The 25,205-nt window shown below is 59.7% G+C and carries 26 protein-coding genes; 9 read left to right on the plus strand and 17 right to left on the minus strand.

The genetic code is table 11. From position 1 onward, the window contains the following. Positions 1 to 280: 280 nt before the first annotated feature. Positions 281 to 1,480, minus strand: a complete 1,200-nt coding sequence (gene tyrS, locus B0E42_RS25345; RefSeq protein ID WP_024616713.1) for a tyrosine--tRNA ligase — start codon at positions 1,478 to 1,480, stop codon at positions 281 to 283. Positions 1,481 to 1,692: 212 nt separating this feature from the next. Here tyrS and B0E42_RS25350 point away from each other — a divergent pair, with 212 nt between their 5' ends. Then, positions 1,693 to 3,111, plus strand: a complete 1,419-nt coding sequence (locus tag B0E42_RS25350) for a peptidoglycan DD-metalloendopeptidase family protein (RefSeq protein ID WP_018607144.1) — start codon at positions 1,693 to 1,695, stop codon at positions 3,109 to 3,111. A gap of 2 nt (positions 3,112 to 3,113) precedes the next feature. Then, positions 3,114 to 4,205 (plus strand): anhydro-N-acetylmuramic acid kinase, encoded by a 1,092-nt coding sequence (locus B0E42_RS25355; protein WP_018607146.1) that lies wholly within the window; start codon positions 3,114 to 3,116, stop codon positions 4,203 to 4,205. Positions 4,206 to 4,272: 67 nt separating this feature from the next. Here B0E42_RS25355 and erpA read toward each other — a convergent pair whose 3' ends face one another. Together erpA and argC are read right to left on the minus strand one after the other, a co-directional pair. Further along, positions 4,273 to 4,623: an iron-sulfur cluster insertion protein ErpA gene (erpA, locus tag B0E42_RS25360; RefSeq protein ID WP_003177727.1), complete on the minus strand. Its 351-nt coding sequence runs from the start codon at positions 4,621 to 4,623 to the stop codon at positions 4,273 to 4,275. 149 nt (positions 4,624 to 4,772) lie between these two features. Then, the gene (gene argC / locus B0E42_RS25365; RefSeq protein WP_053182489.1) at positions 4,773 to 5,807 is read right to left on the minus strand and encodes an N-acetyl-gamma-glutamyl-phosphate reductase; all 1,035 of its coding nucleotides are present in this window, start codon (positions 5,805 to 5,807) and stop codon (positions 4,773 to 4,775) included. A 135-nt stretch (positions 5,808 to 5,942) separates the two neighbouring features. Here argC and hemJ point away from each other — a divergent pair, with 135 nt between their 5' ends. From hemJ to coq7, 6 genes are all read left to right on the plus strand, one after another. Continuing rightward, complete coding sequence (gene hemJ, locus B0E42_RS25370) at positions 5,943 to 6,374, plus strand: protoporphyrinogen oxidase HemJ (protein WP_003206117.1); 432 nt, start codon at positions 5,943 to 5,945, stop codon at positions 6,372 to 6,374. Positions 6,375 to 6,409: 35 nt separating this feature from the next. Beyond that, positions 6,410 to 7,405, plus strand: a complete 996-nt coding sequence (locus B0E42_RS25375; protein ID WP_077508160.1) for a nitronate monooxygenase family protein — start codon at positions 6,410 to 6,412, stop codon at positions 7,403 to 7,405. 24 nt (positions 7,406 to 7,429) lie between these two features. Next, entirely contained in the window at positions 7,430 to 8,398 is a 969-nt protein-coding gene (locus B0E42_RS25380) for a DUF805 domain-containing protein (protein WP_077508163.1), read from the plus strand. A 62-nt stretch (positions 8,399 to 8,460) separates the two neighbouring features. Beyond that, on the plus strand, positions 8,461 to 9,249 hold the full coding sequence (locus tag B0E42_RS25385) for an SDR family oxidoreductase (RefSeq protein WP_018607174.1): 789 nt from the start codon (positions 8,461 to 8,463) through the stop codon (positions 9,247 to 9,249). Positions 9,250 to 9,331: 82 nt separating this feature from the next. Continuing rightward, a complete protein-coding gene (locus B0E42_RS25390; RefSeq protein ID WP_003206124.1) occupies positions 9,332 to 9,670 on the plus strand; it encodes a histidine triad nucleotide-binding protein in 339 nt (112 codons plus the stop codon). A 75-nt stretch (positions 9,671 to 9,745) separates the two neighbouring features. Continuing rightward, entirely contained in the window at positions 9,746 to 10,393 is a 648-nt protein-coding gene (coq7, locus tag B0E42_RS25395) for a 2-polyprenyl-3-methyl-6-methoxy-1,4-benzoquinone monooxygenase (protein ID WP_018607177.1), read from the plus strand. 113 nt (positions 10,394 to 10,506) lie between these two features. Here the strand turns inward: coq7 and B0E42_RS25400 are convergent, their stop codons facing one another. Continuing rightward, positions 10,507 to 10,929: an OsmC family protein gene (locus B0E42_RS25400; protein WP_003206127.1), complete on the minus strand. Its 423-nt coding sequence runs from the start codon at positions 10,927 to 10,929 to the stop codon at positions 10,507 to 10,509. Between the two features lie 238 nt (positions 10,930 to 11,167). Here B0E42_RS25400 and crp point away from each other — a divergent pair, with 238 nt between their 5' ends. Beyond that, positions 11,168 to 11,812, plus strand: a complete 645-nt coding sequence (crp, locus tag B0E42_RS25405; RefSeq protein ID WP_018607181.1) for a cAMP-activated global transcriptional regulator CRP — start codon at positions 11,168 to 11,170, stop codon at positions 11,810 to 11,812. Here crp and B0E42_RS25410 read toward each other — a convergent pair. The 13 genes from B0E42_RS25410 to B0E42_RS25480 form a co-directional block, all read right to left on the minus strand. Continuing rightward, a complete protein-coding gene (locus B0E42_RS25410; protein WP_077508166.1) occupies positions 11,809 to 12,510 on the minus strand; it encodes a lipoate--protein ligase family protein in 702 nt (233 codons plus the stop codon). The two genes, crp and B0E42_RS25410, sit on opposite strands and share 4 nt — an antisense overlap. A 3-nt stretch (positions 12,511 to 12,513) precedes the next feature. Continuing rightward, entirely contained in the window at positions 12,514 to 13,350 is an 837-nt protein-coding gene (gene trpC, locus B0E42_RS25415; protein WP_018607185.1) for an indole-3-glycerol phosphate synthase TrpC, read from the minus strand. Beyond that, on the minus strand, positions 13,347 to 14,396 hold the full coding sequence (gene trpD / locus B0E42_RS25420; protein WP_018607187.1) for an anthranilate phosphoribosyltransferase: 1,050 nt from the start codon (positions 14,394 to 14,396) through the stop codon (positions 13,347 to 13,349). Before trpD ends, trpC begins: the two co-directional genes overlap by 4 nt. A gap of 9 nt (positions 14,397 to 14,405) precedes the next feature. Then, a complete protein-coding gene (locus B0E42_RS25425) occupies positions 14,406 to 14,999 on the minus strand; it encodes an aminodeoxychorismate/anthranilate synthase component II (protein WP_018607190.1) in 594 nt (197 codons plus the stop codon). A gap of 87 nt (positions 15,000 to 15,086) precedes the next feature. After that, positions 15,087 to 16,568, minus strand: coding sequence for an anthranilate synthase component I (gene trpE, locus B0E42_RS25430; protein WP_077508169.1), 1,482 nt, complete (start codon positions 16,566 to 16,568; stop codon positions 15,087 to 15,089). A 70-nt stretch (positions 16,569 to 16,638) separates the two neighbouring features. Then, positions 16,639 to 17,457, minus strand: coding sequence for a phosphoglycolate phosphatase (locus B0E42_RS25435; RefSeq protein WP_018607195.1), 819 nt, complete (start codon positions 17,455 to 17,457; stop codon positions 16,639 to 16,641). Continuing rightward, complete coding sequence (gene rpe, locus B0E42_RS25440; protein WP_077508172.1) at positions 17,454 to 18,128, minus strand: ribulose-phosphate 3-epimerase; 675 nt, start codon at positions 18,126 to 18,128, stop codon at positions 17,454 to 17,456. The genes B0E42_RS25435 and rpe overlap by 4 nt, the downstream gene beginning before the upstream one ends. Before the next feature lie 78 nt (positions 18,129 to 18,206). Further along, complete coding sequence (locus B0E42_RS25445) at positions 18,207 to 19,355, minus strand: iron-containing alcohol dehydrogenase (RefSeq protein ID WP_077508175.1); 1,149 nt, start codon at positions 19,353 to 19,355, stop codon at positions 18,207 to 18,209. Between the two features lie 201 nt (positions 19,356 to 19,556). After that, the gene (locus B0E42_RS25455) at positions 19,557 to 20,381 is read right to left on the minus strand and encodes an ABC transporter permease (protein ID WP_018607199.1); all 825 of its coding nucleotides are present in this window, start codon (positions 20,379 to 20,381) and stop codon (positions 19,557 to 19,559) included. Between the two features lie 13 nt (positions 20,382 to 20,394). Continuing rightward, a complete protein-coding gene (locus B0E42_RS25460; protein WP_018607201.1) occupies positions 20,395 to 21,642 on the minus strand; it encodes an ABC transporter permease in 1,248 nt (415 codons plus the stop codon). Between the two features lie 187 nt (positions 21,643 to 21,829). After that, the gene (locus tag B0E42_RS25465; protein ID WP_077508180.1) at positions 21,830 to 22,873 is read right to left on the minus strand and encodes an ABC transporter substrate-binding protein; all 1,044 of its coding nucleotides are present in this window, start codon (positions 22,871 to 22,873) and stop codon (positions 21,830 to 21,832) included. Positions 22,874 to 22,922: 49 nt separating this feature from the next. Beyond that, positions 22,923 to 24,047 (minus strand): ABC transporter ATP-binding protein, encoded by a 1,125-nt coding sequence (locus B0E42_RS25470; protein WP_018607204.1) that lies wholly within the window; start codon positions 24,045 to 24,047, stop codon positions 22,923 to 22,925. A gap of 348 nt (positions 24,048 to 24,395) precedes the next feature. After that, positions 24,396 to 25,025 (minus strand): response regulator transcription factor, encoded by a 630-nt coding sequence (locus tag B0E42_RS25480; protein WP_003206156.1) that lies wholly within the window; start codon positions 25,023 to 25,025, stop codon positions 24,396 to 24,398. Positions 25,026 to 25,205: the final 180 nt, after the last annotated feature.

Below are 25,205 nucleotides of genomic sequence, written 5' to 3' on the forward strand. Positions count from 1 at the left end.
CTTGCGCTTCCGATCTCTCGTTAGCGGGAGGCGAATTCTACAGCGTTACTCGCTGCTGTCAACACCTCTTTTTCACCGCTTTCGACCGAGAAGATCGAACCGCCGATAGAGCCAAACAACACCGCTCTATCTGCTCCTTCCGGGCTTCGATGACCTGAAGCCCAACACCTTCGAAACCTACTTAACTCATTGAATCTCAAGGAGTTTTCCGTTTCGACTGCGCCGGAAGTGGGGCGAATTATAGACTTCCAGAATCTGCCGTCAACACCTATTTTCAGCTTTATTCAGATTTCAGCGTAATACGCGCAAAAGCCTTCTTGCCAGCCTGACAGACATGAGTAGAACCCAGCTCATATATATAGGTGCGATCCACAACCTCACCATCGATACGCACACCACCCGAACCCAAAAGGTCTCGCGCCACCGCTGCGTTCTTGACCAGGCCTGCTTTATTAAGGACTGCCGCAATCGGCATATCCTCAGCAGCAGTCAACTCGATCTCCGGCAGATCGTCCGGCAGCTCGCCATCCTTCATGCGATTACCCGCCGCGCGATGAGCATTGGCCGCAGCCTCCTCACCATGGAAACGCGCAACGATCTCTTCGGCCAGCTTGATCTTGATGTCACGCGGATTGGCGCCAGCCTCGACATCGGCACGGAACGCATTGATCTCATCCATGGACCGGAAACTCAACAGCTCGAAGTAGCGCCACATCAGCACATCAGGAATGGAGACCAGCTTGCTGTACATGACGCCCGGCGCTTCCTGGATACCCACGTAGTTGCCCAGCGACTTGGACATCTTCTTCACACCATCCAGACCTTCCAGCAACGGCATGGTCAGGATGCACTGTGCCTCCTGACCATAACCACGCTGCAGCTCACGCCCCATCAACAGGTTGAACTTCTGGTCGGTACCGCCAAGCTCAACGTCCGCGCGCAATGCGACCGAGTCATAGCCCTGCACAAGCGGATAGAGGAACTCATGAATGGCGATTGGCTGATTGGATTTATAGCGCTTGTCGAAATCATCGCGCTCAAGCATGCGAGCCACGGTGTATTGGGACGTCAGACGAATGAAATCCGCCGGCCCCATCAGATCCATCCAAGTGGAGTTGAAAGCCACTTCGGTCCTGGCCGGATCAAGAATCTTGAAAACCTGAGTCTTGTAGGTCTCGGCGTTATCGAGAACCTGCTCACGAGTCAGCGGTGGGCGCGTAGCACTCTTGCCGCTTGGATCACCGATCATCCCGGTGAAGTCACCTATAAGGAAGATGACCTGGTGCCCCAGATCCTGGAACTGGCGCAGCTTATTAATAAGCACGGTATGGCCCAGGTGCAGATCGGGTGCCGTCGGATCGAAACCAGCCTTGATACGCAGCGGCTGCCCGCGCTTGAGCTTTTCGATCAGCTCGGACTCGACCAACAGTTCTTCCGCACCACGTTTGATCAGCGCTAGCTGCTCTTCAACCGACTTCATAACAGACCCGTAAGGCTCAGATTCAAAGGGCCCCAACCATACAAGATCGCGCACCAAATACAAGGTTTGCCCGGCGCGCGGACGCCAATCCACAGAACAGAGCGTTCGCGGGCTTGCTTCGCAGGGGTTTTGGTTATATTTTATACAGTTATTTCATCTTCATCATGTCAGTCATCTTTTCCAATTCATCTTTTCAAAAGTCAAAATTACCTATGACCACAGAACCGTCTAAAGCGCCGCCGCTTTACCCGAAGACCCACCTGCTTGCCGCAAGTGGCATCGCAGCCCTCCTTAGCCTGGCGCTGCTGGTGTTTCCCTCCAGCGATGTTGAAGCCAAAAAGACGACCCTGAGTCTTGAACTGGAAAGCCCTGCTGAACAACTGACACAAGAACAAGACGCCGCCGAAACCGTTCAAGCCACAAACGAACCGGCCGCCTCTCCTTTTGCGCAGATTGAAAACAGCCCGCAAGACACCACCGAGGCAGCCGCTCAGGTAGAAGCGCCTGTAGCAGAAGAAAAGAAGGGACCAGACCATCGCGAAGTGATTGTTGCCAAGGGCGACACACTTTCCACCCTCTTCGAAAAGGTTGGCCTGCCCTCGACTTCGGTCCATGAAATCGTGGCCAGCGACAAGCAAGCCAAGCAGTTCACTCAACTGCAGCGCGGCCAGAAACTCGAATTCGAACTCGATCCAGAGGGCCAGCTGACCAACCTGCACACCAAGCTGAGCGACCTGGAAAGCATCACCCTGACCAAAAACGACAAGGGTTATGTATTCAATCGCGTCATCACCAAGCCTACCGTCCGCTCGGCCTACGTTCATGGCGTCATCAACAGCTCATTGTCCCAGTCGGCTGCACGCGCAGGCCTTTCCCACAGCCTGACCATGGACATGGCCAGTGTATTTGGCTACGACATCGACTTCGCCCAGGACATTCGCCAGGGTGACGAATTCGACATCATCTATGAGCAGAAAGTGGTCAATGGAAAAAGCGTCGGCAACGGCCCGATTCTCTCCGCGCGCTTCACCAACCGCGGCAAGACATACACCGCCGTGCGCTACACCAACAAGCAAGGCAACAGCAGCTACTACACCGCCGACGGCAACAGCATGCGCAAGGCCTTCATCCGTACACCGGTTGATTTCGCCCGCATCAGCTCGAAGTTCTCCGCCGGCCGCAAGCATCCAATCCTGAACAAGATCCGCGCCCATAAAGGTGTCGACTACGCAGCTCCCCGTGGCACGCCAATCAAGTCTGCCGGCGACGGCAAGGTATTGCTGGCCGGACGTCGCGGCGGTTACGGCAACACCGTGATCATCCAGCACGGCAATACCTACCGCACGCTGTACGGCCACATGCAAGGCTTCGCCAAGGGCGTGAAGACTGGCGGCACCGTCAAGCAAGGCCAGGTGATCGGATACATCGGCACTACCGGCCTGTCCACCGGCCCGCACTTGCACTATGAATTCCAGGTCAACGGCGTCCACGTCGATCCGCTTGGCCAGAAACTGCCGATGGCCGATCCGATCGCCAAGGGCGAACGCGCGCGCTTCCTGGCTCAAAGCCAACCCTTGATGGCTCGCATGGATCAAGAGAAAGCCACCATGCTGGCCTCGAGCAAGCGTTAAGCATGGCGCTCTATATCGGTGTGATGTCCGGGACCAGCCTGGATGGCCTGGATATCGCACTGATCGAACTGACCCCGGCGATCAAATTGATCGCCACGCACTACATTCCGATGCCCGCCATCCTGCGTACCGAATTGCTCGGATTGTGCAGCAGTGGGCCCGATGAGATCGCCCGCTCCGCCATTGCCCAGCAAAGCTGGGTAAAGCTGGCCGCACAGGGTATCCATACCCTGCTCAACGAACAGAAACTCAAGCCTGAAGACATCACGGCGGTCGGCAGCCACGGCCAGACCATCCGCCATGAACCAGCCCGCGGGTTTACCGTACAGATTGGCAATCCGGCCTTGTTGAGTGAGTTGACCGGCATCACCGTCGTCAGCGATTTCCGCAGCCGTGACGTCGCCGCCGGTGGACAAGGCGCCCCGCTGGTTCCGGCATTTCACGAAGCACTGTTCGAAGAACGAGCCGGTAAACGTGCCGTACTGAATGTCGGCGGTTTCAGCAATCTCAGCCTGATCGAGCCGGCAAAACCCGTCGCTGGTTTCGACTGTGGTCCAGGCAACGTATTGCTCGATGCCTGGATACATCAACAACGAGGCGACCATTTCGATCGTGACGGTCAATGGGCTGCCAGCGGGAAAGTCGAGCCAGTTCTGCTCAAGACGCTGCTCAGCGATCCCTTCTTTGTCACGAAGGGTCCGAAAAGTACCGGGCGAGAGGTATTCAACCTGCCTTGGCTGAGCCAGCATTTATCGCAGTTGCCAGCCTTCACCCCGGAAGACGTGCAGGCAACGTTGCTCGAACTGACAGCCCTGACCATCGTCGAATCACTCCAACATGCCCAGTCCAATACTCAAGAGTTGCTGGTCTGCGGCGGCGGTGCACATAACCAGACGCTCATGAAGCGCCTGGCCGATTTACTGCCGGACGCCAAAGTCAGCAGCACGGCGGTGTACGGCGTAGACCCGGATTGGGTTGAAGCCATGGCTTTCGCCTGGCTTGCCCATTGTTGCCTTGAAGGTATTCCAGGTAACCGCCCAAGTGTCACCGGCGCCCGCGGCCTGCGCGTACTCGGCGCCATCTACCCAGCCTGAATCCAGTAATTACGGACAGAAAAAAGCCGCAGGGCCCTAAGGCTCTGCGGCTTTTTTATTGAAGCACTCAGATCGAGAACGAAGAACCGCACCCACAGGTCGTGGTCGCGTTTGGGTTCTTGATCACGAACCGCGAGCCTTCCAGGCCTTCCTGATAATCCACCTCGGCACCTGCCAGGTACTGAAAGCTCATCGGATCGACCACCAGGCTGACCCCTTCGCGTTCAACGATGGTGTCGTCTTCGGCCACTTCTTCATCAAAAGTGAAGCCGTACTGAAAACCGGAACAACCGCCGCCCGTTACAAACACGCGCAGCTTCAAACGATCATTGCCCTCTTCATCGACCAGGCTCTTCACCTTGTGCGCGGCACCGTGGGTGAATTGCAAAGCCGTGGGGGTGAAGGTTTCGACGCTCATGCTGAATATCTCCCGGCGCTTACGCCGCCATAATGCGTGATGGCGGGCATTATCCGCTTCTCCTAGAAAATCGGTCAACTATTTACAAGAGCAGCGGCGAACTACAAGCCCCAAGCTTGTAGCTGCCGACTTGAAGCGTGTGGCTGCCGTTATGGCAACATCCCCGCATGGGAGAGCCCCAAGCGCTCATCCAGCCCGAACAGGATGTTCAGGTTCTGCACGGCCTGGCCGGACGCGCCCTTGACCAGGTTATCGATGACCGACAACACCACCACCAGATCACCGTCCTGCGGACGATGCACGGCGATCCGGCAAACGTTCGCACCGCGCACGCTGCGGGTTTCCGGGTGGCTGCCGGCTGGCATTACGTCGACGAACGGTTCGTTGGCGTAACGCTTTTCAAACAACGCCTGCAGGTCCACCGAACGATCGACGACGGTTGCATAAAGAGTGGAGTGGATGCCACGAATCATCGGCGTCAGGTGCGGCACGAAGGTCAGGCCGACCTCCTTGCCCGCGGCCCGGCGCAATCCCTGGCGAATTTCCGGTAGGTGGCGGTGCCCCTTGACCGCGTACGCCTTCATGCTTTCCGCCGTTTCGGAGTACAGCGAACCGACACTGGCACCACGCCCGGCCCCACTGACACCGGACTTGCAGTCGGCAATCAGACGCGAAGCATCGGCAAGACCGGCCTCGAGTAGCGGCAGGAACCCCAGCTGCGTCGCCGTCGGATAGCAACCCGGTACCGCGATCAGTCGGGCCTGCTTGATTTTCTCGCGATTGACTTCCGGCAATCCATAGACCGCCTCGTCGAGCAGATCCGGCGCGCCGTGAGGTTGACCGTACCACTTGGCCCATTCATCGGCGTCCTGCAGGCGGAAGTCCGCCGACAGGTCAATGACCTTGGTCCCGGCAGCCAGCAGTTCACCCGCCAGGGCGTGGGCGACACCGTGAGGTGTGGCGAAGAACACCACATCGCAGGCGCCAAGGGTCTTGATGTCCGGAACACTGAACGCCAGGCCGTCGTAATGACCTCGCAGGTTCGGGTACATGTCGGCAACGGCCAGGCCGGCCTCGGATCGGGAAGTGATGACCACCACCTCAGCTTGCGGATGCTGTGCCAACAGACGCAGCAGTTCGACACCGGTGTACCCCGTGCCGCCGACGATACCGACCTTGACCATAAACCTGCCCTCAACGAACCCACTGGAAAGCCGTCGATGATAGGGGCCGCAGGGCCCGGCGACAACCGCCAAGGTGACGTGCGGACGCTCTAACCTCTACTATCGGGCTACCGTGAATCCTGGGAATAACTAAAAATGCTCTATCTGTGGCTCAAAGCACTTCATATCGTCAGCATGGTCTGCTGGTTCGCCGGCCTGTTCTACCTGCCTCGCCTGTTTGTCTATCACGCCCAAAGCGAGGACAGCGTCAGCAAAGAACGTTTCAGCGTCATGGAGCGCAAGTTGTACCGCGGCATCATGGGCCCGGCGATGATTGCCACGCTCGTATTCGGCATCTGGCTGCTCAGCCTCAACGCCGGCGCCTACTTCACCCAAGGTGGCTGGATGCACGCCAAGCTGACCCTGGTCGTGCTGCTGATCGGTTACCACCATATGTGCGGCGCCCAGGTAAAGCGCTTCGCCCGTGGCGAAAACACCCGCAGCCATGTCTTTTATCGCTGGTTCAATGAAGTGCCGGTTCTGATATTGCTGGCTATCGTAATTCTGGTCGTCGTCCGACCGTTCTAATCTCCAATCAGCATCCATTATCCGGGGTACTTGCGATGTCGTTGCCCGCTCTGCTTGAACAACGCTTGCGCCTGCCCGTCGTGGCAGCGCCAATGTTCCTGATTTCCAATCCGAAACTGGTGCTGGCCTGCTGCCGCAACGGCATCGTCGGAAGTTTTCCGGCGTTGAACCAGCGCGAAAGCAGTGGCTTCAAGGCCTGGCTCGAGGAAATCGAAGCAGGCCTGGCGACCCTGGAGAATCCGGCACCCTACGCCGTGAACCTGATCGTCCATCACAGCAACCCGCGGCTTCAAGCCGACTTGGCCATCTGCATCGAACACAAGGTGCCGATTGTCATCACCAGCCTGGGCGCGGTGAAGGAGTTGGTGGATGCCGTCCATGCTTATGGCGGACTGGTGTTCCATGACGTGACGACCCGGCGTCATGCCGAGAAAGCCGCCGAAGCCGGTGTCGATGGCTTGATCGCCGTTGCCGCTGGTGCAGGCGGGCATGCCGGAACATGGAGCCCGTTTTCACTAGTCGCCGAGATCCGGCAGTTTTTCGACAAAACCGTGCTGCTTGCAGGATGCCTGAACCACGGTCATCAGATTTTGGCCGCACAATTGCTCGGCGCCGATCTGGCCTACTTCGGCACGCGCTTTATCGCTACGAGCGAAAGCCACGCCCCTGACGCTTATAAAGAGATGTTGCTCACATCCAGAGCCGCAGACATCGTGCATACTCCCGCTGTATCCGGAGTGCCGGCCAGTTTCATGCGCCAGAGCCTGGAGAGCGCCGGTTTCGATCTGGCCGCTCTGCAGAACAAGGGCGAGGTGGATTTTGGCTCGAAACTCAAACCGCTGAACGATGAAGCCAAGGCCTGGAAAACCGTATGGTCCGCTGGCCAGGGCGTGGGTGAAATCGATGATTTGCCCAGCGTCGATCAGTTGGTGGCACGCCTGGATGAAGAATACCGTCAGGCACATGCCCGGGCAGCGCAGCTTGGCGGGCAATGGCCCCGCGGAACCAACCCCATAAAAGCAGTTATTTAACTTTCAGAGACAAGGATGCCAGGCATGAGCGAAACCCGTTTCAACATCGTATTCGACGGAGGCTTGATGCCGGGCGTCGATACCACCACAGCCAAACTCAACCTCGCCGACCTGTTCAAAAGCGATATCAGCGCCATTGAACGGCTGTTCACTGGTCGCAAGGTGGCCCTTAAAAGCAACCTGTCCCAGAGCGAAGCCCAGCAGTACCTGGAAGCGCTCAACAAGAGCGGAATCGATGCCCGAATCGAAGCCGAACCCGCCGCCCTCCAACTGAGCCTTGGCGAAGTACAGGAGTCGCCACAACAGCCGGGGGGACGTCACCCGGAGTCAATCGTCGACCCCGTCTCGCCGTATGCGCCTCCCCGGGCCGAAGTGGGTGAAACACTCGCCGAGTACAGCACCCTCAAGCCGTTCAGCTTCGATGGGCGTATCGGCCGTTTGCGCTACCTGGCCTGGACCATGGTGTTGACCCTGGCCCTACTGCCCTTGGTCGGCCTGGGCTTCTGGTTAGCCACGGCCTGGCTGCTGGCTTCCGACTCGATAGCGGGACTCATCGTCGGCGGCCTGCTCGGCGCAGCCGTCGTACTAGCCTTTGCCTTCGTGAGCATCCAGTTCAACGTCCAGCGCCTGCATGATCTCGGCTGGTCGGGGTGGTTGTGGCTGGTCAACCTCGTTCCATTCGTGGGCAGCATCTTCCCGTTCATCCTCATCATCGCCCCGGGCAATACCGGTGCAAACCAGTATGGTCCGCCGCCACCGCGCAATACCACGGCGGTCAAATTGCTGGCGTCGCTTTGGCTTGTGATGATCGTCCTGATTTTCATGGCTACCTTTGCCGGCATCTTCGGAGCCCTCCAGGAGGACTACGACAGCAGTACCCTGAGCAGCTATGAAAGCAGCGAGTCCAGCACCGACACCGCCGAAGAACCCGCCGTCGAGGCAGCCGAGCCCGCTTCGCCTTCTGTAGACTATGAAGAAGAAGAGGAACAATAAGCGCGCTTCATGCCGGTGACAGCCCAGTCGCCTGGCGGCGGGCTGTTGCGATGGAGAACTGCATGACCCGTTACGCACTGATCACTGGCGCTTCCAGCGGCATTGGCCTGGCCATGGCCGAAGCGCTGGCCCGGCGCGGCCGCAACTTGATACTGGTGGCTCGACAACGTGATCGGCTGGAAAGTATTGCAATCGAACTGACTCAGCGGTTTGGCGTGGAGGTGTTGTTCCGGGCTTGCGACCTGGGCGAACCGCTGAGGCTTTCAGGCTTTCTCCTGGAACTGGAGGAAGGTGAACGGCAGATCGACCTGCTGGTCAATTGTGCAGGCATCGGCACCAGCGGGCCGTTCCTGGGCCAGGACTGGATGACCGAGCAGGACCTGATCGAAGTCAACATCCTCGCCCTGACACGGCTTTGTCACGCCATCGGTAACAGCATGGCCCTGCTTGGCGGCGGTCAGATCCTCAACGTCGCCTCGATTGCCGCGTTCCAGCCCGGCCCCTGGATGAGTACCTATTACGCCAGCAAGGCCTATGTGCTGCACTTCTCCGAAGCCTTGCGGGTCGAGCTGAAGAAATGCTCGATCAAGGTCTCGGTGCTTTGCCCTGGCCCGACCCGGACCGGCTTCTTTTCCAGGGCGCAGATGGACGAACAGAAACTCATCGACAGCAAGTTGCTGATGAGCCCGGAAGAGGTGGCCCTGTACGCCGTGCGCGCGCTGGACCGCAACCGCGCCATCATCATTCCCGGACGCCGCAACCGCTGGCTGGCCGCGCTGCCGCGACTGGGGTCGCGATGGCTGGTACGAACCATCGCAGGCATGATCAACAAGGCTTATTGCCCGCGCTGATCCCTTCAAGTTGAATAACCAGGCGCCTAAACCGGAGCCTTCAAGACACCCGCCCTCGACGAACCCAACGGAGAAAACAGCTGTGGATACTCTGTTTACCAAAATCATCAACCGGGAAATCCCGGCGAAGATCATTTACGAGGATGACCAGGTATTGGCCTTCCACGACATCGCCCCGCAGGCGCCTGTACATTTCTTGGTCATACCGAAAAAACCGATCCGCACCCTCAATGACCTGGCCGAAGAAGACAAAGGCCTGGCTGGACACATTTTGTTCACTGCCCAGCGCCTGGCGCTGGAATTGGGCTGTGAAGAAGGTTTTCGCGTGGTGATGAATTGCAATGAACTGGGTGGGCAAACGGTCTATCACATTCATATGCATGTGCTGGGGCAGCGCCAGATGAACTGGCCGCCGGGCTGATACCCCTGACCCAACGCAAATCTTCGACGGTCGATTGGGTTAAACTGGCCGCTGTGATTTTTCCCGGAGGTAAGCATGACTACCCAACGTCACTACTCGCCGATTGACCGCCTGTTGCTGCAAGCGGATACCGCGATGCGCACGCTGCTGCCCTTCAGTGGCCAGCCGTACCGCCCATCACCGGCTATCGTGCAACCAGACGCGCAACTGAGTGACGAGCAAACCCGACACGTCGCCGGGCTGATGCGTATCAACCACACCGGCGAAGTCTGTGCCCAGGCGCTGTATCAGGGCCAGGCGCTGACAGCGAAGCTACCGCAAGTGCGTAAGGCAATGGAGCATGCCGCCGAGGAAGAAATCGACCATCTGGTCTGGTGTGAACAACGGATTCGCCAGCTGGGCAGTCATACCAGCGTCCTGAATCCGCTGTTCTATGGGATGTCATTCGGGATCGGCGCCGTTGCCGGGCTGATCAGCGACAAAGTCAGCCTCGGCTTCGTTGCGGCGACCGAGCATCAAGTGTGCAAGCATTTGAATGAACACCTCGAACAACTGCCGGCCGAGGATGAAAAATCCCGGGCGATCCTTGAACAGATGCGCGTGGACGAGGAACACCATGCCGAGAGTGCGCTTGAGGCCGGTGGCTTCCGTTTTCCGGCCCCGGTGAAGTTCGGCATGAGCCTGCTGGCCAAGGTCATGACCAAGAGCACTTATCGGATTTGACGGCAATTGAGGACTGACTAGCTCATTCCCACGGAAATTAAAAAGGCGACGTCCCCAAGGGAAGTCGCCTTTTTTCTGTCCGAATACATCAATACGGCCAGTCGACTCTCGACTCAACCCAACTCGATGATTTCATAATCGTGGGTGATTTCGACCCCGGCGGCGCCAAGCATGATCGAAGCCGAGCAGTATTTCTCGGCGGACAGCTCGATGGCGCGCTTGACCTGGGCTTCCTTCAGGGCGCGCCCCTTCACCACGAAGTGCATGTGGATCTTGGTAAACACTTTGGGATCTTCAGTGGCGCGCTCTGCCTCCAGGAAAGCTTCGCAGCTTTCGACGGCCTGGCGAGACTTTTTGAGAATGCTGACCACGTCGAAGTTGCTGCAACCGCCCACGCCCAGCAGGAGCATTTCCATCGGCCGAACACCCAGGTTCCGCCCACCGGCCTCTGGCGGGCCGTCCATGACGACCACATGACCACTGCCTGACTCACCGAGGAACATGGCTTCGCCAGCCCATTGGATGCGTGCCTTCATCGCCAAGACTCCACTGTTAAAAAAGGGTCGCCAGCTTAGCACAGCGCTCCGGTATGACCGCTCTCCGTCTTAGGAGACCTGACCGACCAGCATGTAGGTAAATTCTCAAATCAATTAAGGACGCCTCTGTTAAGCTGGCCATACGCCAACTCGATGGCGCATGGCCAGCCTTTAGCGATAGCCATTCGCGTCTATAAAAAAACCAAACCATCACTGCGCAGTCTTTCGGGATACAACCATGGTTGCCATTACTCCCACGTTCAAGATCAAGAATCTCGACAAACTCTTGATGCATTGCCAGCGCCGCCGCCATCCAGCCAAACACAACATCATTTGTGCGGGAGATCGTTCCGAGACGCTGTTTTTCATCATCAAGGGGTCGGTCACTATCCTCATAGAAGATGACGACGGTCGGGAAATGATCATCGCCTACCTCAATTCCGGAGATTTTTTCGGCGAGCTGGGGTTGTTCGAACAGGCGGGCAAGGAACAGGAACGCAGTGCCTGGGTACGGACCAAGATTGAATGTGAAGTGGCGGAAATCAGCTACGCCAAATTCCGAGAACTGTCCCTGCAAGACCCGGACATTCTTTACGTCCTCAGCGGACAAATCGCACAGCGCCTGCGCAATACCACCCGCAAGGTGGGCGATCTCGCATTTTTCGACGTCACCGGACGTGTAGCACGCTGCCTGTTGGAACTGTGCAAGCAACCCGATGCCATGACCCACCCGGACGGCATGCAGATCAAGGTGACGCGCCAAGAGATTGGTCGGATTGTCGGTTGTTCGCGTGAAATGGTCGGTCGCGTACTCAAGGACCTGGAAGAGCGCAACCTGGTCAGCGTCAAAGGCAAGACCATGGTGGTGTTCGGAACGCGTTAAGCACCCAGCAGCTTGGTCAGCAGCTCCCGATACAACGCCTCGAGTCGCTCCAACGCATGAGGCGCCGGGAATTTTTCACGCAGGGCAATATGACTCTCGGCACGCACTCGCTGCTCCAGGCCACAGGCCTCATTGAAGCGATTGACTGCCGCGACCATGGACTCGCGCTCGTCCACCAGTAAAAGCGCACCATGGACCAGCCCCACCGGACGTTGACCACCCTTGCTCTGGCGCCAGCGCTGAGCGGTGCCCACCATTTTCCGGCCGTCGAGGTTGACGTTGAAGCGTCCGTCACAGAAAGCGCCCTCCACCTCTCCCAGCGAAGCCACTCCGCCCAGCTCATCCAACAGCTGGCAGATGGGATCGCACAACCGGCGATACCCGGTTTCGATACGTCCGTGGTCGCCTTCGCTTCGCGGTGGTGCGTAGACCAGGGCGATATTGACGGTGGCGGCCGATTGCGGCACCGGTTCGCCACCGGTTTCGCGCAGCAGGACCGGCCAGCCATGGGCAGCCGATACTTCACAGGCGTGTTCAAAGCCCGGTAGGCGACTCAAACGGCGCGGCATGACCAGCGCACGGTCTTTGGGCCGCCAGAACAGCAGGCCGAACTCAGCGTCGCCCGCGCAGATGCTGGCCAACAGATCCTGTTCGGCTTGCAGGCCAGCTTCGACGGTCAGGGAAATCACAGGCGACATGGATCAGTCCAGCGTCGAGCCGCTCACCGGCAGGCCACGTTCAGGAAAGAACAGTCGTTGCAACTCCGTACCCGGGTTCTCGGCGCGCATGAACGCTTCGCCCACCAGGAACGAGTACACATCGCTGACTTCCATCAGCTCGACATCGGCCCGGTTGAGGATGCCGCTTTCGGTGATGACCAGGCGATCGCGCGGAATGCGCGGCAACAGGTCCAGGGTGGTTTCCAGGCTCACTTCGAAAGTGTGCAGGTTGCGATTGTTCACGCCGACCAGTTTGGTATCGAGGGTTTTCAGGGCTCGTTCCAACTCGTCACCGTCGTGGACTTCCACCAGGACATCCAGCCCGACGCTTTTGGCAACGGCCGCCAGCTCGGCCATTTTCACGTCGTCCAAGGCGGAAACGATCAACAGCACGCAGTCGGCGCCCAGCGCACGCGCCTCGACGATCTGGTACGGATCGATCATGAAATCCTTGCGGATCACCGGCAACTTGCACGCCGCCCGCGCCTGCTTCAGGTAGTCGTCGGCCCCTTGAAAAAAGTCGACGTCGGTCAGCACCGAGAGGCAGGTAGCACCGCCCTTCTCGTAGCTTCGCGCGATCTCGTCCGGGACGAAGTGCTCACGAATCACGCCCTTGCTGGGGGATGCCTTCTTGATTTCGGCAATCACCGCCGGCTGTTTTTTCTTGGCCTGATCGATCAAAGCCTGGGCAAAGCCGCGCGGCGCATCCGCTGAACGCGCCAGGTTTTCCAGCTCGGCCAGACTGACCCGAGCGCTGCGCTCGGCCACTTCCTGGGCCTTGCGAGCCAGAATTTTTTCCAGAACCGTTGGCACGCTCATCCTTCATTCTCCACTTTGAATACGGCGGTAAATGCACCCAGCTCTTCGAGCTTTTCCCTGGCCAGGCCAGTGTGCAGCGCATCATGGGCCAGTTCCACGCCTTGCTTGAGACTGCTGGCGTGGTCAGCGGCGTACAACGCAGCGCCGGCATTGAGCACGATCATCTCAGCGGCTTTCTGGCCATTCTCGGTTTTGCGACGCCCCAGGGCATCGCGAATCAGCTCCAGCGATTGGGCCGGGCTGTCGACTGCCAACCCGTGCAAGCTCTGGCTCTTCATGCCGAGGTCTTCAGGTTCGACCCAGTACTCGCTGATCTGATCATTTTTTAGTTCGGCCACGAATGTAGGCGCCGCCAGGCTGAACTCATCCAGCCCATCCTTTGAATGGACCACCAGCACGTGCTTGCTGCCCAGGCGTTGCAGGACTTCAGCCAATGGCCGGCACAACGCCTGGCTGAACACACCGACTACCTGATGTTTCACGCCGGCCGGATTCGTAAGCGGGCCGAGCATGTTGAACAGCGTACGCAGCCCCAGCTCGCGGCGCGGTGCGGCGGCGTGTTTCATGGCACTATGGTGAGTCTGGGCAAACATGAAACCGATGCCGACGTTATCGATGCAGCGTGCCACCTGGATCGGCGTCAGGTTCAGGTAAATGCCGGCCGCCTCCAGCAGATCGGCACTGCCGCTCTTGCCGGAAACTGCCCGATTGCCGTGTTTGGCAACGGTGCAACCGGCCGCCGCGACGACAAACGACGAAGCCGTGGAAACGTTAAAGATATTGGCGCCGTCACCGCCGGTACCAACCACATCCACCACACCGTCCAGCGTCTTGAGTTCGACCTTGTCCGCCAGCTCACGCATCGCCGAAACCGCACCGACGATTTCATCGATGCTCTCACTCTTCATGCGCATGGCCATCATGAACGCGCCGATCTGCGCATCCGTGCATTGGCCAGTCATGATTTCGCGCATCACGTCGCGCATCTCGTCGGTGCTCAGGTCGAGATGGCCGACGATACGGCTCAGGGCTGTCTTGATATCCATGAAAAGTCCTTAGCGCGTGCCGCCGGTTTGTTTGAGAAAGTTGGCGAACAGTTCGTGGCCCTGCTCGGTGAGAATAGACTCGGGATGGAATTGCACACCCTCGATATTCAATGTCTTGTGGCGCAGCCCCATGATTTCATCGACCGAGCCGTCTTCAAGCTGGGTCCAGGCCGTCAGTTCCAGGCAGTCCGGCAGAGTTTCGCGCTTGACGATCAGGGAGTGGTAGCGGGTTACGGTAAGCGGATGATTCAGCCCCTCGAACACGCCCTTGTCCTCGTGGAATACCGGGCTGGTCTTACCGTGCATGACTTGTCGGGCGCGCACCACGTCACCGCCGAACGCCTGGCCGATCGACTGGTGCCCCAGACAGACACCCAGGATCGGCAGCTTGCCAGCGAAATACTTGATGGCGTCGATGGAAATGCCCGCTTCGGTCGGCGTGCACGGGCCGGGCGAAACCACGATGCGCTCAGGCTTGAGGGCTTCGATTTCGGCGATGGTCAGTTCGTCGTTGCGCACGACCTTGACCTCGGAGCCCAGCTCGCCAAGGTATTGCACAACGTTGTAGGTAAAAGAGTCGTAGTTATCGATCATCAGCAACATGGCGTAAGCAACCTATTGAATTCACTGGCTTTAAATACAGCCTTCAGGGCAAAAAAGCCCCTTGGCCGCAGGTTGTCGGGGAGGACTTCAGGCGCCTGAAGTCTGCTCCGCCAGCGCCACGGCGCGAAACATGGCCCGTCGCTTGTTCAGGGTCTCTTCCCACTCCAGTGCCGGCACCGAGTCGGCGACAATACCGCCGCCGGCCTGCACGTGCAGTTCACCGTTCTTGATGACCGCGGTGCGAATGGCAATGGCGGTGTCCATGTTGCCGTTCCAGGCGAAGTAACCCACGGCCCCGCCGTACACGCCCCGCTTGACCGGCTCCAGTTCGTCGATGATTTCCATCGCGCGGATTTTCGGCGCGCCGGACAAGGTGCCCGCCGGCAGGATCGCCCGCAAGGCGTCCATCGCCGTCAGCCCGGCCTTCAACTGGCCGGTGACGTTGGAAACGATGTGCATCACGTTGGAGTAGCGCTCGATGACCATCTTCTCGGTGAGCTTCACCGAGCCGATTTCCGAGACCCGTCCGGTGTCGTTGCGCCCCAGATCAATCAGCATCAGGTGCTCGGCGATTTCCTTGTCATCCGACAGCAGGTCCTCTTCCAGCGCCCGGTCAGCTTCCTCCGTGGTGCCACGGGGGCGAGTGCCGGCGATCGGCCGCACCGTGATCAGGTTGTCTTCGACCCGCACCAGCACTTCCGGCGAACTGCCCACGACATGGAAGTCTCCGAAGTTGAAGAAATACATGTAGGGCGTCGGGTTGAAACAGCGCAGCGCCCGATAGAGATCGATGGGCGCCGCCTTGAAGTCGATGGACATCCGTTGCGACGGCACGACCTGCATGCAGTCACCGGCGAGGATGTACTCCTTGATGGTATCGACGGCGCGTTCGTAATCGTCCTGGGTGAAACTGGAACGAAACACCGGGTCGGCCGCCGACTGCTTGCTGAAGTCCAGGCCGGGACGCGGAGCGATCGGCTGACGCAACTTTTCCAACAGTGCTTGCAGGCTTTGTTGACCTTGCTCGTAGGCATCTTCCTGGGACGGATCGGCCAGGACGATGGCGTGCATCTTGCCGGCGAGGTTGTCGAAAACGACGACCGCGTCGGACACCATCAGCAAAATATCCGGCACGCCCAGCGGATCGGGGTTCGGGCAGGTGCCCAGGCGTTTTTCCACGTAACGCACGCAGTCGTAGCCGAAATAACCCACCAGGCCACCGTTGAAGCGCGGCAGGCCGGGGATGGTCGGCACGTTGTAGCGGGCCTTGAAGGTTTCGACGAACGCCAGCGGGTCTTCGACTTCGAGGCTTTCGATTTCGACGCCGTCGTGGGTCACGCTGATGCGATGGTCATGGACTCGCAGCACCGTGCGGCACGGCAGGCCGATGATGGAATAACGGCCCCATTTCTCGCCGCCCTGCACCGATTCGAGCAAGTAGGAGTTGGGTTGGTCGGCCAACTTGAGGTAGATCGACAGCGGTGTGTCGAAGTCGGCCAGGGTTTCACAAGCAAGGGGGATGCGGTTGTAGCCGGCAGCGGCTAGACGCAGGAATTCTTCGCGGATCATGGGGTGCCTCGTGGCAAGAGGAGCTGACAGTCAGGTATGCAAACGCGCCGGATAACCGGCCAGGATCACGTCAGGCGCGCCAACGCCAGCGGGCCAGGGCCTTCATGACTTTCATCCAGAGTTTGCGAGTGACCACCACGATGGCGTTTCCAGAAGAGGATTGAACAGCGTCGGGCAACGTTATCTCAGCGGCCGGGTCCAGGCAACCGGGAATTAACAGACGCAAATCGTCGATCACCAGCGTCGGAAACTCTTCGGCGATGGGCCGGCCGTGGTTGTAGCCATAACTCAACGCCACGCACTTGACCCCTGCCGCCTTGGCCGCCAGCACATCGCTGCGCGAGTCGCCGACGAACAGGGATTGGGAAGCCGGGATGTTGGCCATTTTCATCACGAAAAACAGCGCGGCCGGATCCGGTTTTTTCTGCGGCAAGGTATCGCCGCCGATGATCCAGCGGAAATAGCGGCCGATTTTCATCTGGTCCAGCAACGGCGCAACGAAGCGCTCCGGTTTGTTGGTAATCAGGGCCATTTCCACGCCCTGCTTTTTCAGCCATTTGAGGGTGGAGCGCACGCCGGGATAGACCACCGTCAGTTGGTGATTGTCTTCGTAGGCGTCATTGAACAACGCCAGCGCCCGCTCGGCCTCGGCATCATCGACACCTTGGGCATCGATGTCATTGGCCAAGGCCCGGCGCACCAGCATGGGCGCGCCGTTGCCGACCCAGTGGCGCACCGAGTCGATACCGGCAGGCGGGCGTCCAAGCTTGAGCAGCATCGTGTCCACGGCCGCCGCGAGGTCCGGGACCGAATCGACCAATGTGCCATCGAGGTCGAACATCACCAGACGCGGCAAGCTGCCGGGGAACAGCTGCTCGAAGCCGCTCATGGGCGCGCCAGGGCCAGTTCGGCGCGCATTTTTGCAATCACCTCTTCGTAGTTCGGTGCGTTGAAGATCGCCGAACCCGCGACGAACGTATCGGCACCGGCCGCGGCGATTTCACGGATATTGTTCACGTTCACGCCACCGTCGATTTCCAGGCGGATATCACGGCCCGAGGTATCGATCAGCGCACGGGCTTCGCGCAGCTTATCGAGCGTACCCGGGATGAACTTCTGCCCGCCGAAGCCAGGGTTGACGCTCATCAGCAGGATCATGTCGACCTTGTCCATCACGTACTTGAGCACGTCCAGGGGCGTGGCCGGGTTGAACACCAGGCCGGCCTTGCAACCGCCTTCGCGGATCAACTGCAGGGAGCGGTCGATGTGCTGCGTGGCTTCAGGGTGGAAAGTGATGTAAGTAGCACCGGCTTCGATGAAGTCACCGACGATGCGGTCCACCGGACTGACCATCAAGTGCGCGTCGATCGGCGCGGTGACGCCGTACTTGCGCAGCGCCGCGCAGACCATCGGGCCGATGGTCAGGTTGGGCACGTAGTGGTTGTCCATGACATCGAAGTGGACGATGTCGGCCCCGGCGGCCAGAACGTTGTCCACTTCCTCGCCCAGGCGGGCGAAGTCGGCAGAGAGAATCGACGGAGCAATAGCGAAGGGCTGCATGACGCACCTGTTTTGAGCGAAATCACGATGGCGCGCATTGTATACCTCAAGATTTGGCGCGCCCACCGTGACAATCGATCAATACGCCGCGCGGTAGATCTTCTCGATATCGGCGGCGCTCAGTTGGCGTGGATTGTTGCGCATTAGCCGTTCTATTCCCGCCGCTTCCACCGCCATGGAGGGAATCACGTCATCGGTCACGCCCAGGCTGCTGAGGCCCTTGGGTATTTCCACCGCAGCACACAGCGTAACTATCGCCTCCACAGCCTCATCGGCCGCTTCGAGATCGCTCAGGTGCGCGGTCTTGATGCCCATGGCTTCGGCGATGTCACGCATGCGCTCGACGCAGGCCATCTTGTTCCAGGTCATGACATACGGCAGCAACAAGGCGTTGGCAACGCCATGGGACACGTGAAAACGCCCGCCCAACGGATAGGCCAGCGCATGCACCGCGCCGACCCCGGCATTGCCGAATGCCATGCCGGCCATCAGGCTGGCCGTGGCCATGTCTTCCCGGGCTTGCAGGTGAGCCGGGTTGGCATAGGCCTTGGGCAGCGCACGGCTGATCAGCTTGATTGCGCCGATCGCCAGGGCATCGGTGATGGGCGAAGCATTGAGCGACAGATAGGCCTCGATGGCGTGTGCCAGCGCATCAACGCCACTGGCAGCCGTGACGCCGCGCGGGCAGGTGAGGGTCATCTGCGGACTGACCAGCGCCACGTCCGGCAACAGATAATCGCTGACGATGCCTTTTTTCAGCTGCGCGGCCTTGTCGGAGAGGATCGCCACGTTGGTGACTTCCGAACCAGTACCGGCCGTGGTCGGGATGGCAATCATGGGCGGGCCTTTGCGCGGCACCTGATCGACACCGAACATATCCTGCAGCTCGCCGTGGTAACCGGCATAGACCCCCACGCACTTGGCGATGTCGATGGCACTGCCGCCACCCAGGCCGATCAAGCCATCATGACCACCGTCGCGGTAGGCTTGCATGCAGTCCTCGACAATGGCTATTTCCGGGTCCGGCATGACCCGGTCGAAAATCTCGTAGTCCCGTCCGCCCAGATGTTGCAGGGCCAGTTCCACGGTGCCGGACTTGACCAACGCCGCATCGGTCACGATCAGTGGGTTGTCGACGTCCAGCCGGGTCAGCTCAGCCGCCAGTTGCTCGATGGCAGCGGCACCGGTGATCAGTTTATGGGCGATCTTGAATGAGGAAAGACTCATGTGCGCGGCCTCTTATTCGAGTATGGGCTGGCACAAGGATAGCTCGGTATTGAGGGTTGTCAGCTATTGAGCTTATGAATACACCGCAAACCCAATGTGGGAGCGGGCTTGCTCGCGAATGCGGCGGAACATCCAACATCTATGTCGACTGTTACACCGCTTTCGCGAGCAAGCCCGCTCCCACAGGGACCAACGCTGGCCTCAGACTTGGGTAGTACGCAGCTTCTCGCTACGCCCACGCAACCACTCCAGGGTCAGCAACAGGATCACCGAGAAGGCAATCAGCAGGGTCGCCGCCGCCGCGATGGTGGGGCTGAGGTTTTCGCGGATGCCGCTGAACATCTGCCGTGGCAGGGTTGCCTGCTCGGGGCCGGCCAGGAACAGGGTCACCACCACCTCATCGAACGACGTCGCGAAGGCGAACAGTGCGCCAGAGATCACGCCCGGGGCGATCAACGGCAGGGTCACCCGACGAAACGCCGTCAGTGGCGAAGCCCCGAGGCTGGCAGCGGCCCGAACCAGGTTGTGGTTGAACCCCTGCAGGGTCGCCGACACCGTGATGATGACGAACGGTACACCCAGCACGGCGTGGACCACGATCAGCGAGAAGAAGCTGTTGCCCATCCCCAACGGTGCGAAAAACAGATAACTGGCCACGCCGATGATCACCACCGGCACCACCATGGGCGAAATCACCAGGGCCATCACCAGTGCCTTGCCTGGGAAGTCACCACGGGTCAGGCCGATGGCCGCGAGCGTGCCGAAGATCATCGCCAGCAACGTCGCTGCCGGAGCCACGATGATGCTGTTTTTCAGCGCCCGCATCCATTCGGCCGAGGCGAAGAAATCGTGATACCACTGCAGCGAGAAACCTTGCAGCGGGTACACCAGGAAACTGCCGGAGTTGAACGACAGCGGAATGATCACCAGCACCGGCAGGATCAGGAACAACAGGATCAACCCGCAGAGTATGCGCAGACTGTAGAACCACACCCGCTCAATGGGGGACATGTAAGGACTCACCATTTTCGATCTCCCCTTAGCTCAGGCGCAGGCGACTGGCGCCCACCAACCAGCTGTAAATCAGATAAAGCACGATGGTCGCCAGCAACAGCAGCCCGCCGAGCGCCGTGGCCATGCCCCAGTTAATGCTGGTATTGGTGTAGAACGCGACGAAGTAGCTGACCATCTGATCGTTCGGGCTGCCCAGCAGCGCCGGCGTGATGTAGTAGCCGATGGCAAGGATGAACACCAACAGGCAACCGGCACCGACACCTGCATAGGTCTGTGGGAAGTACACCCGCCAGAAACTGGCGAACGGGTGACAGCCCAGGGAGATCGCCGCCCGCATGTAAGTAGGCGAGATGCCTTTCATCACGCTGTAGATCGGCAGGATCATGAATGGCAGCAGGATGTGGACCATGGAGATATACACACCGGTGCGGTTGAACACCAGTTCCAGAGGCTTATCGATGACGCCCATGGCCATCAGGGCGCTGTTGATCAAGCCGCCCGACTGCAACAGCACGATCCATGCGGCGACTCGCACCAGGATCGAGGTCCAGAACGGCAGCAACACCAGGATCATCAACAGGTTGCTTTGGCGCGATGGCAGGTTCGCCAGCAGGTAGGCCAGCGGATAGGCCAGCACCAGGCAGATCGCGGTGATCACCAAGCCCATCCAGAACGTGCGGGTGAAGATATCCAGGTAAATAGCCTGGTCAGGGGTGGCTGGGGCCAGTTCGCCGAGGTCATCGATGCGGTGATCGACGGCCGCCAGCAGGTAATACGGGGTAACGTCGCTGGTGTTGCGGCGGATCACCTGCCAGTACGCGGGGTCGCCCCAACGCTCATCGAGGTTTTCCAAGGCTTCTTTATAGGAAGCCGGCTCGGTGGCAAACGGCAACGCCCGAGCGGTCTTGGTCAGCAGGCTGCGATAGCCGGCCAGTTCCATGTTCAGGCGCTTGGACAAGTCGCCCAAGGTCTGATTCTTGCGGGCTTCGGCCAGGTCTTCACTGGCAGCCTTGTACACTGGTTCGCCCGGCAAACCGCGTCCGTCCCAGGCAGCGACGGCGGCGACAGTGCGCGGCATGGCGCCCACCACCTCCGGGTTGCTGACGCTTTTGAACAGCAGCGCCACGATCGGCACCAGGAACACCAGCAACAGAAACAGCACCAGCGGCGCGATCAAGGCCTGGGCCTTCCAGCGGTTGATCCGCTCGGCGTGCTTGAGCCGCTGCTTGAGGGTGGGGCTGGTGCCCGCGTTCAGTGGAACGGCGATGGCCATGGCGAACTCCGCAAATCTCTTTGATCGTTACAGGGGCGGCGGGCCGCCTCTGTTCTTTTGAAACACCCAACTGGTGCAAAACCTGTGGGAGCGGGCTTGCTCGCGAAAGCGCTGGGTCAGCCAACACTGATGTTGGAAGTGATGACGCCTTCGCGAGCAAGCCCGCTCCCACACAACCGTCACCGGTTTACTTGGCAGCCCAGGAGTTGAAGCGCTGTTCCAGTTGCTCACCGTTGTCAGCCCAGAAGCTGACGTCGATCTGCACTTGGTTGGCGATGTTTTCCGGGGTGGTCGGCATGTCCTTCAGGACATCCTTGGCCAGCAACGGTACAGCCTGGGTATTGGCCGGACCGTAGGCGATGTTTTCCGAGTAGGTCTTCTGCTGCTGCGGCGCCACCGAGAAAGCGATGAATTTCTTCGCAGCTTCGGCGCGGGTCTTGTCCAGGCCGCGTGGGATGGCCCACGCATCAAAGTCGTAGATGCCGCCGTTCCACACCACTTTCAGGTTGCTTTCTTTCTGTACCGCGGCGATCCGGCCGTTGTAGGCCGAGCTCATGACCACGTCACCGGAAGCCAGGTACTGCGGCGGCTGGGCGCCAGCTTCCCACCACTGGATGTTCGGCTTGAGCTCATCGAGCTTCTTGAACGCACGGTCCTGGCCGTCTTTGCCAGCCAGCACTTTGTAGACGTCTTTCGGCGCTACGCCGTCGGCCATCAAGGCGAATTCCAGGGTGTACTTGGCGCCCTTGCGCAGGCCGCGTTTGCCCGGGAATTGCTTGGTGTCCCAGAAGTCTGCCCAACTGGTCGGCGCGGTCTTGAGTTTGTCGGCGTTGTAGGCCAGCACGGTCGACCACACGAAGAAGCCCACGCCGCAAGGCTGGATGGCGCCCTTGACGTAGTCTTCGGCCTTACCGAACAGAGCCGGATCGAGTTGTTCGAACATGTCTTCGTCACAACCACGGGACAACTCCGGGGACTCGACCTCTACCAAATCCCAGGAAACGCTCTTGGTATCGACCATGGCCTTGACCTTGGCCATTTCGCCGTTGTACTCGCCAGCCACGATCTTGCCATTGCCGGCCGCTTCCCACGGTGCGTAGAAGGCTTTGACCTGAGCCGCCTTGTTCGCCCCGCCGAAAGACACCACGGTCAGGTCCGGGCCCACCGCCATCGCGCTTGCCGCACCCATCATGCCCAGTGTCAGGGCTGTGAACTTCAGGGATCTCAACATTTATTGTTCTCTCCACGTGCAGGGTTGGTGTTGGTACAGCAGGGGGCGATCAATTCGCCTCTAGAAGGGGATCGAGCGCACGCACATGCTCGACTTGCCAGCCAAGCGGAACCACGTCCCCGACGGCGAGCCCGGGATCGAGCTCGGCAATCGGCTGTTTCACGAAGAAGTCGGTCTTGCCGCAGACTTCCAGGCGAACCCGGACGTGGTCGCCCAGATAGATGAATTCCGCCACCCTCCCTGAGAAGCGGTTGACACATTGTTCGCTTGCGCCGTTGAGACTCACCCGCTCCGGGCGGATCGACAGGGTCACCGGCTCGCCGGGCTGGCCGACGTTCACCGCCAGTGCCTCGACCTTTTCACCGCGCCCCAGCTCCACCAGGCAGCGCTCGCCGGTTTGACTGTGCAGACGACCGTTGAGACGGTTGTTCTCGCCAATGAAGTTGGCGACGAAGGTGTTTTTCGGCTCTTCATACAGGGTGCGCGGCGGGGCGATCTGCTGGATCTCGCCCTGATGGAACACCGCCACACGGTCGGACATGGTCAAGGCTTCGCCCTGGTCATGGGTCACGTAGACCACTGTCACGCCAAGGCGCTGGTGCAGGTGTTTGATTTCCATCTGCATGTGCTCGCGAAGCTGCTTGTCCAGCGCACCCAGGGGTTCGTCCATCAGCACCAGCTGTGGCTCGAACACCAGCGCCCGGGCCAGGGCTACCCGTTGTTGCTGGCCGCCGGACAATTGCGCCGGGTAGCGTTGGGCGAAGCTGTCCAGCTGGACCATGCTCAAGACGCGCTTGACCCGATCACTCACGTCGCTCTTGTTCAAACCTCGCACGGTCAACGGGAACGCCAGATTCTCGGCAACGGTCATGTGCGGGAACAAGGCGTAGTTCTGGAACACCATGCCGATGTCGCGCTTGTGCGGTGGCACATTGTTGATCGAGCGCCCGGCCAGCAGAATCTCACCGGCGGTTGGGGTCTCAAACCCGGCGAGCATCATCAGGCTGGTGGTCTTGCCAGAGCCGGAGGGCCCGAGCAGGGTCAGGAATTCGCCTTTGCGAATATCCAGGTTGAGGTCTTTGACGATCAGGTTCTCGCCGTCGTAGCTCTTTTGCACACCACGAAAGCTGACCAGTACATCACTGGCCCCCGCGCTTGAATCGACCTGGCTCATACCCGCACCTTTTGTATTGATGACTGCTTGTGAGTCAAGCCTAGTGGAGCCTGGGGTCCGCGCAAATCGGGACGCAGGAGAGAATCACCTCAGCGGGATGGAAGAGTCGGGGTAGGGATTGCCCTACAGGGATGGCGGGATTGGGTAAATGCAGTGGCGCGTTTTAAGCGGCAAGCCGCAAGTAGGGGCAAAAAGCGCTGTTGGGGCTTGTCGCAAATGGATATGCCAACGCATTCCCCTGTGGGAGCGAGCCTGCTCGCGATAGCGGTGTATCAGCCAATATCGATGTCGAATGACCCGACACCATCGCGAGCAGGCTCGCTCCCACAGGGGGAACAGTGGTGAGGCTTAGAGCAGCTTGTGCTCCATCGCATATTTCACCAGTTCCGCCAATGAGGTGATGTTGAGCTTCTGCATCAGCCGCGCCTTGTGGGTGCTGATGGTCTTGCTGCTCAGGGCCAGTTGCTGGGCGATGTCGTTGACGTTGGCGCCCTGGGCCAGGCGTTCGAAGACTGAGAATTCACGCTCGGACAGCAGCGAGTGCAGCGGTCGCGTGTCGGTCAGGCCGACTTCAAAGACCATGCGGTCGGCCAGGTCCGGGTCGATGTAGCGCCCGCCAGCCGCGACCTTGCGAATCGCCATGAGCAGCAAGGCCGGGTCGCTGTCCTTGGTCGCGTAGCCGGCGGCGCCGACCTTCAGGGCGCGGGCGGCCATTTGCGCCTCGTCATGCATCGACAGCACCAGGATGGCCGGCGGATTGTTCAGCGCCCGGATCCGTGGGATCGCCTCCAGGCCGTTGACGCCCGGCATGGAAATATCCAGCAGCACCACTTCGCAGGGCACATGCCGTAAGGTTTCGAGCAACTGTTCGCCATTGCTCGCCTCCCCCACCACCACCAGATCCTTGGCCAGGCCGATCAACTGCTTGATGCCTTCGCGGACGATGGTGTGGTCTTCGGCTACCAGTACACGGATCACATTGTTCTCCAGATTCAGGATCTCATCGCGAGCAAGCTCGCTCCCACAGGGTGTTGTGGTGGACACATGGATTGGGCTGTGTACACAAAACCCCTGTGGGAGCGAGCTTGCTCGCGATGAGGCCATCGGCTATTTCACCGACCTGAGAAAAGCCGCCGTCTCCGGCTGCACCGGATTGCC

It is taken from the genome of Pseudomonas sp. A25(2017), assembly GCF_002001065.1.
Lineage (GTDB): Bacteria > Pseudomonadota > Gammaproteobacteria > Pseudomonadales > Pseudomonadaceae > Aquipseudomonas > Aquipseudomonas kilonensis.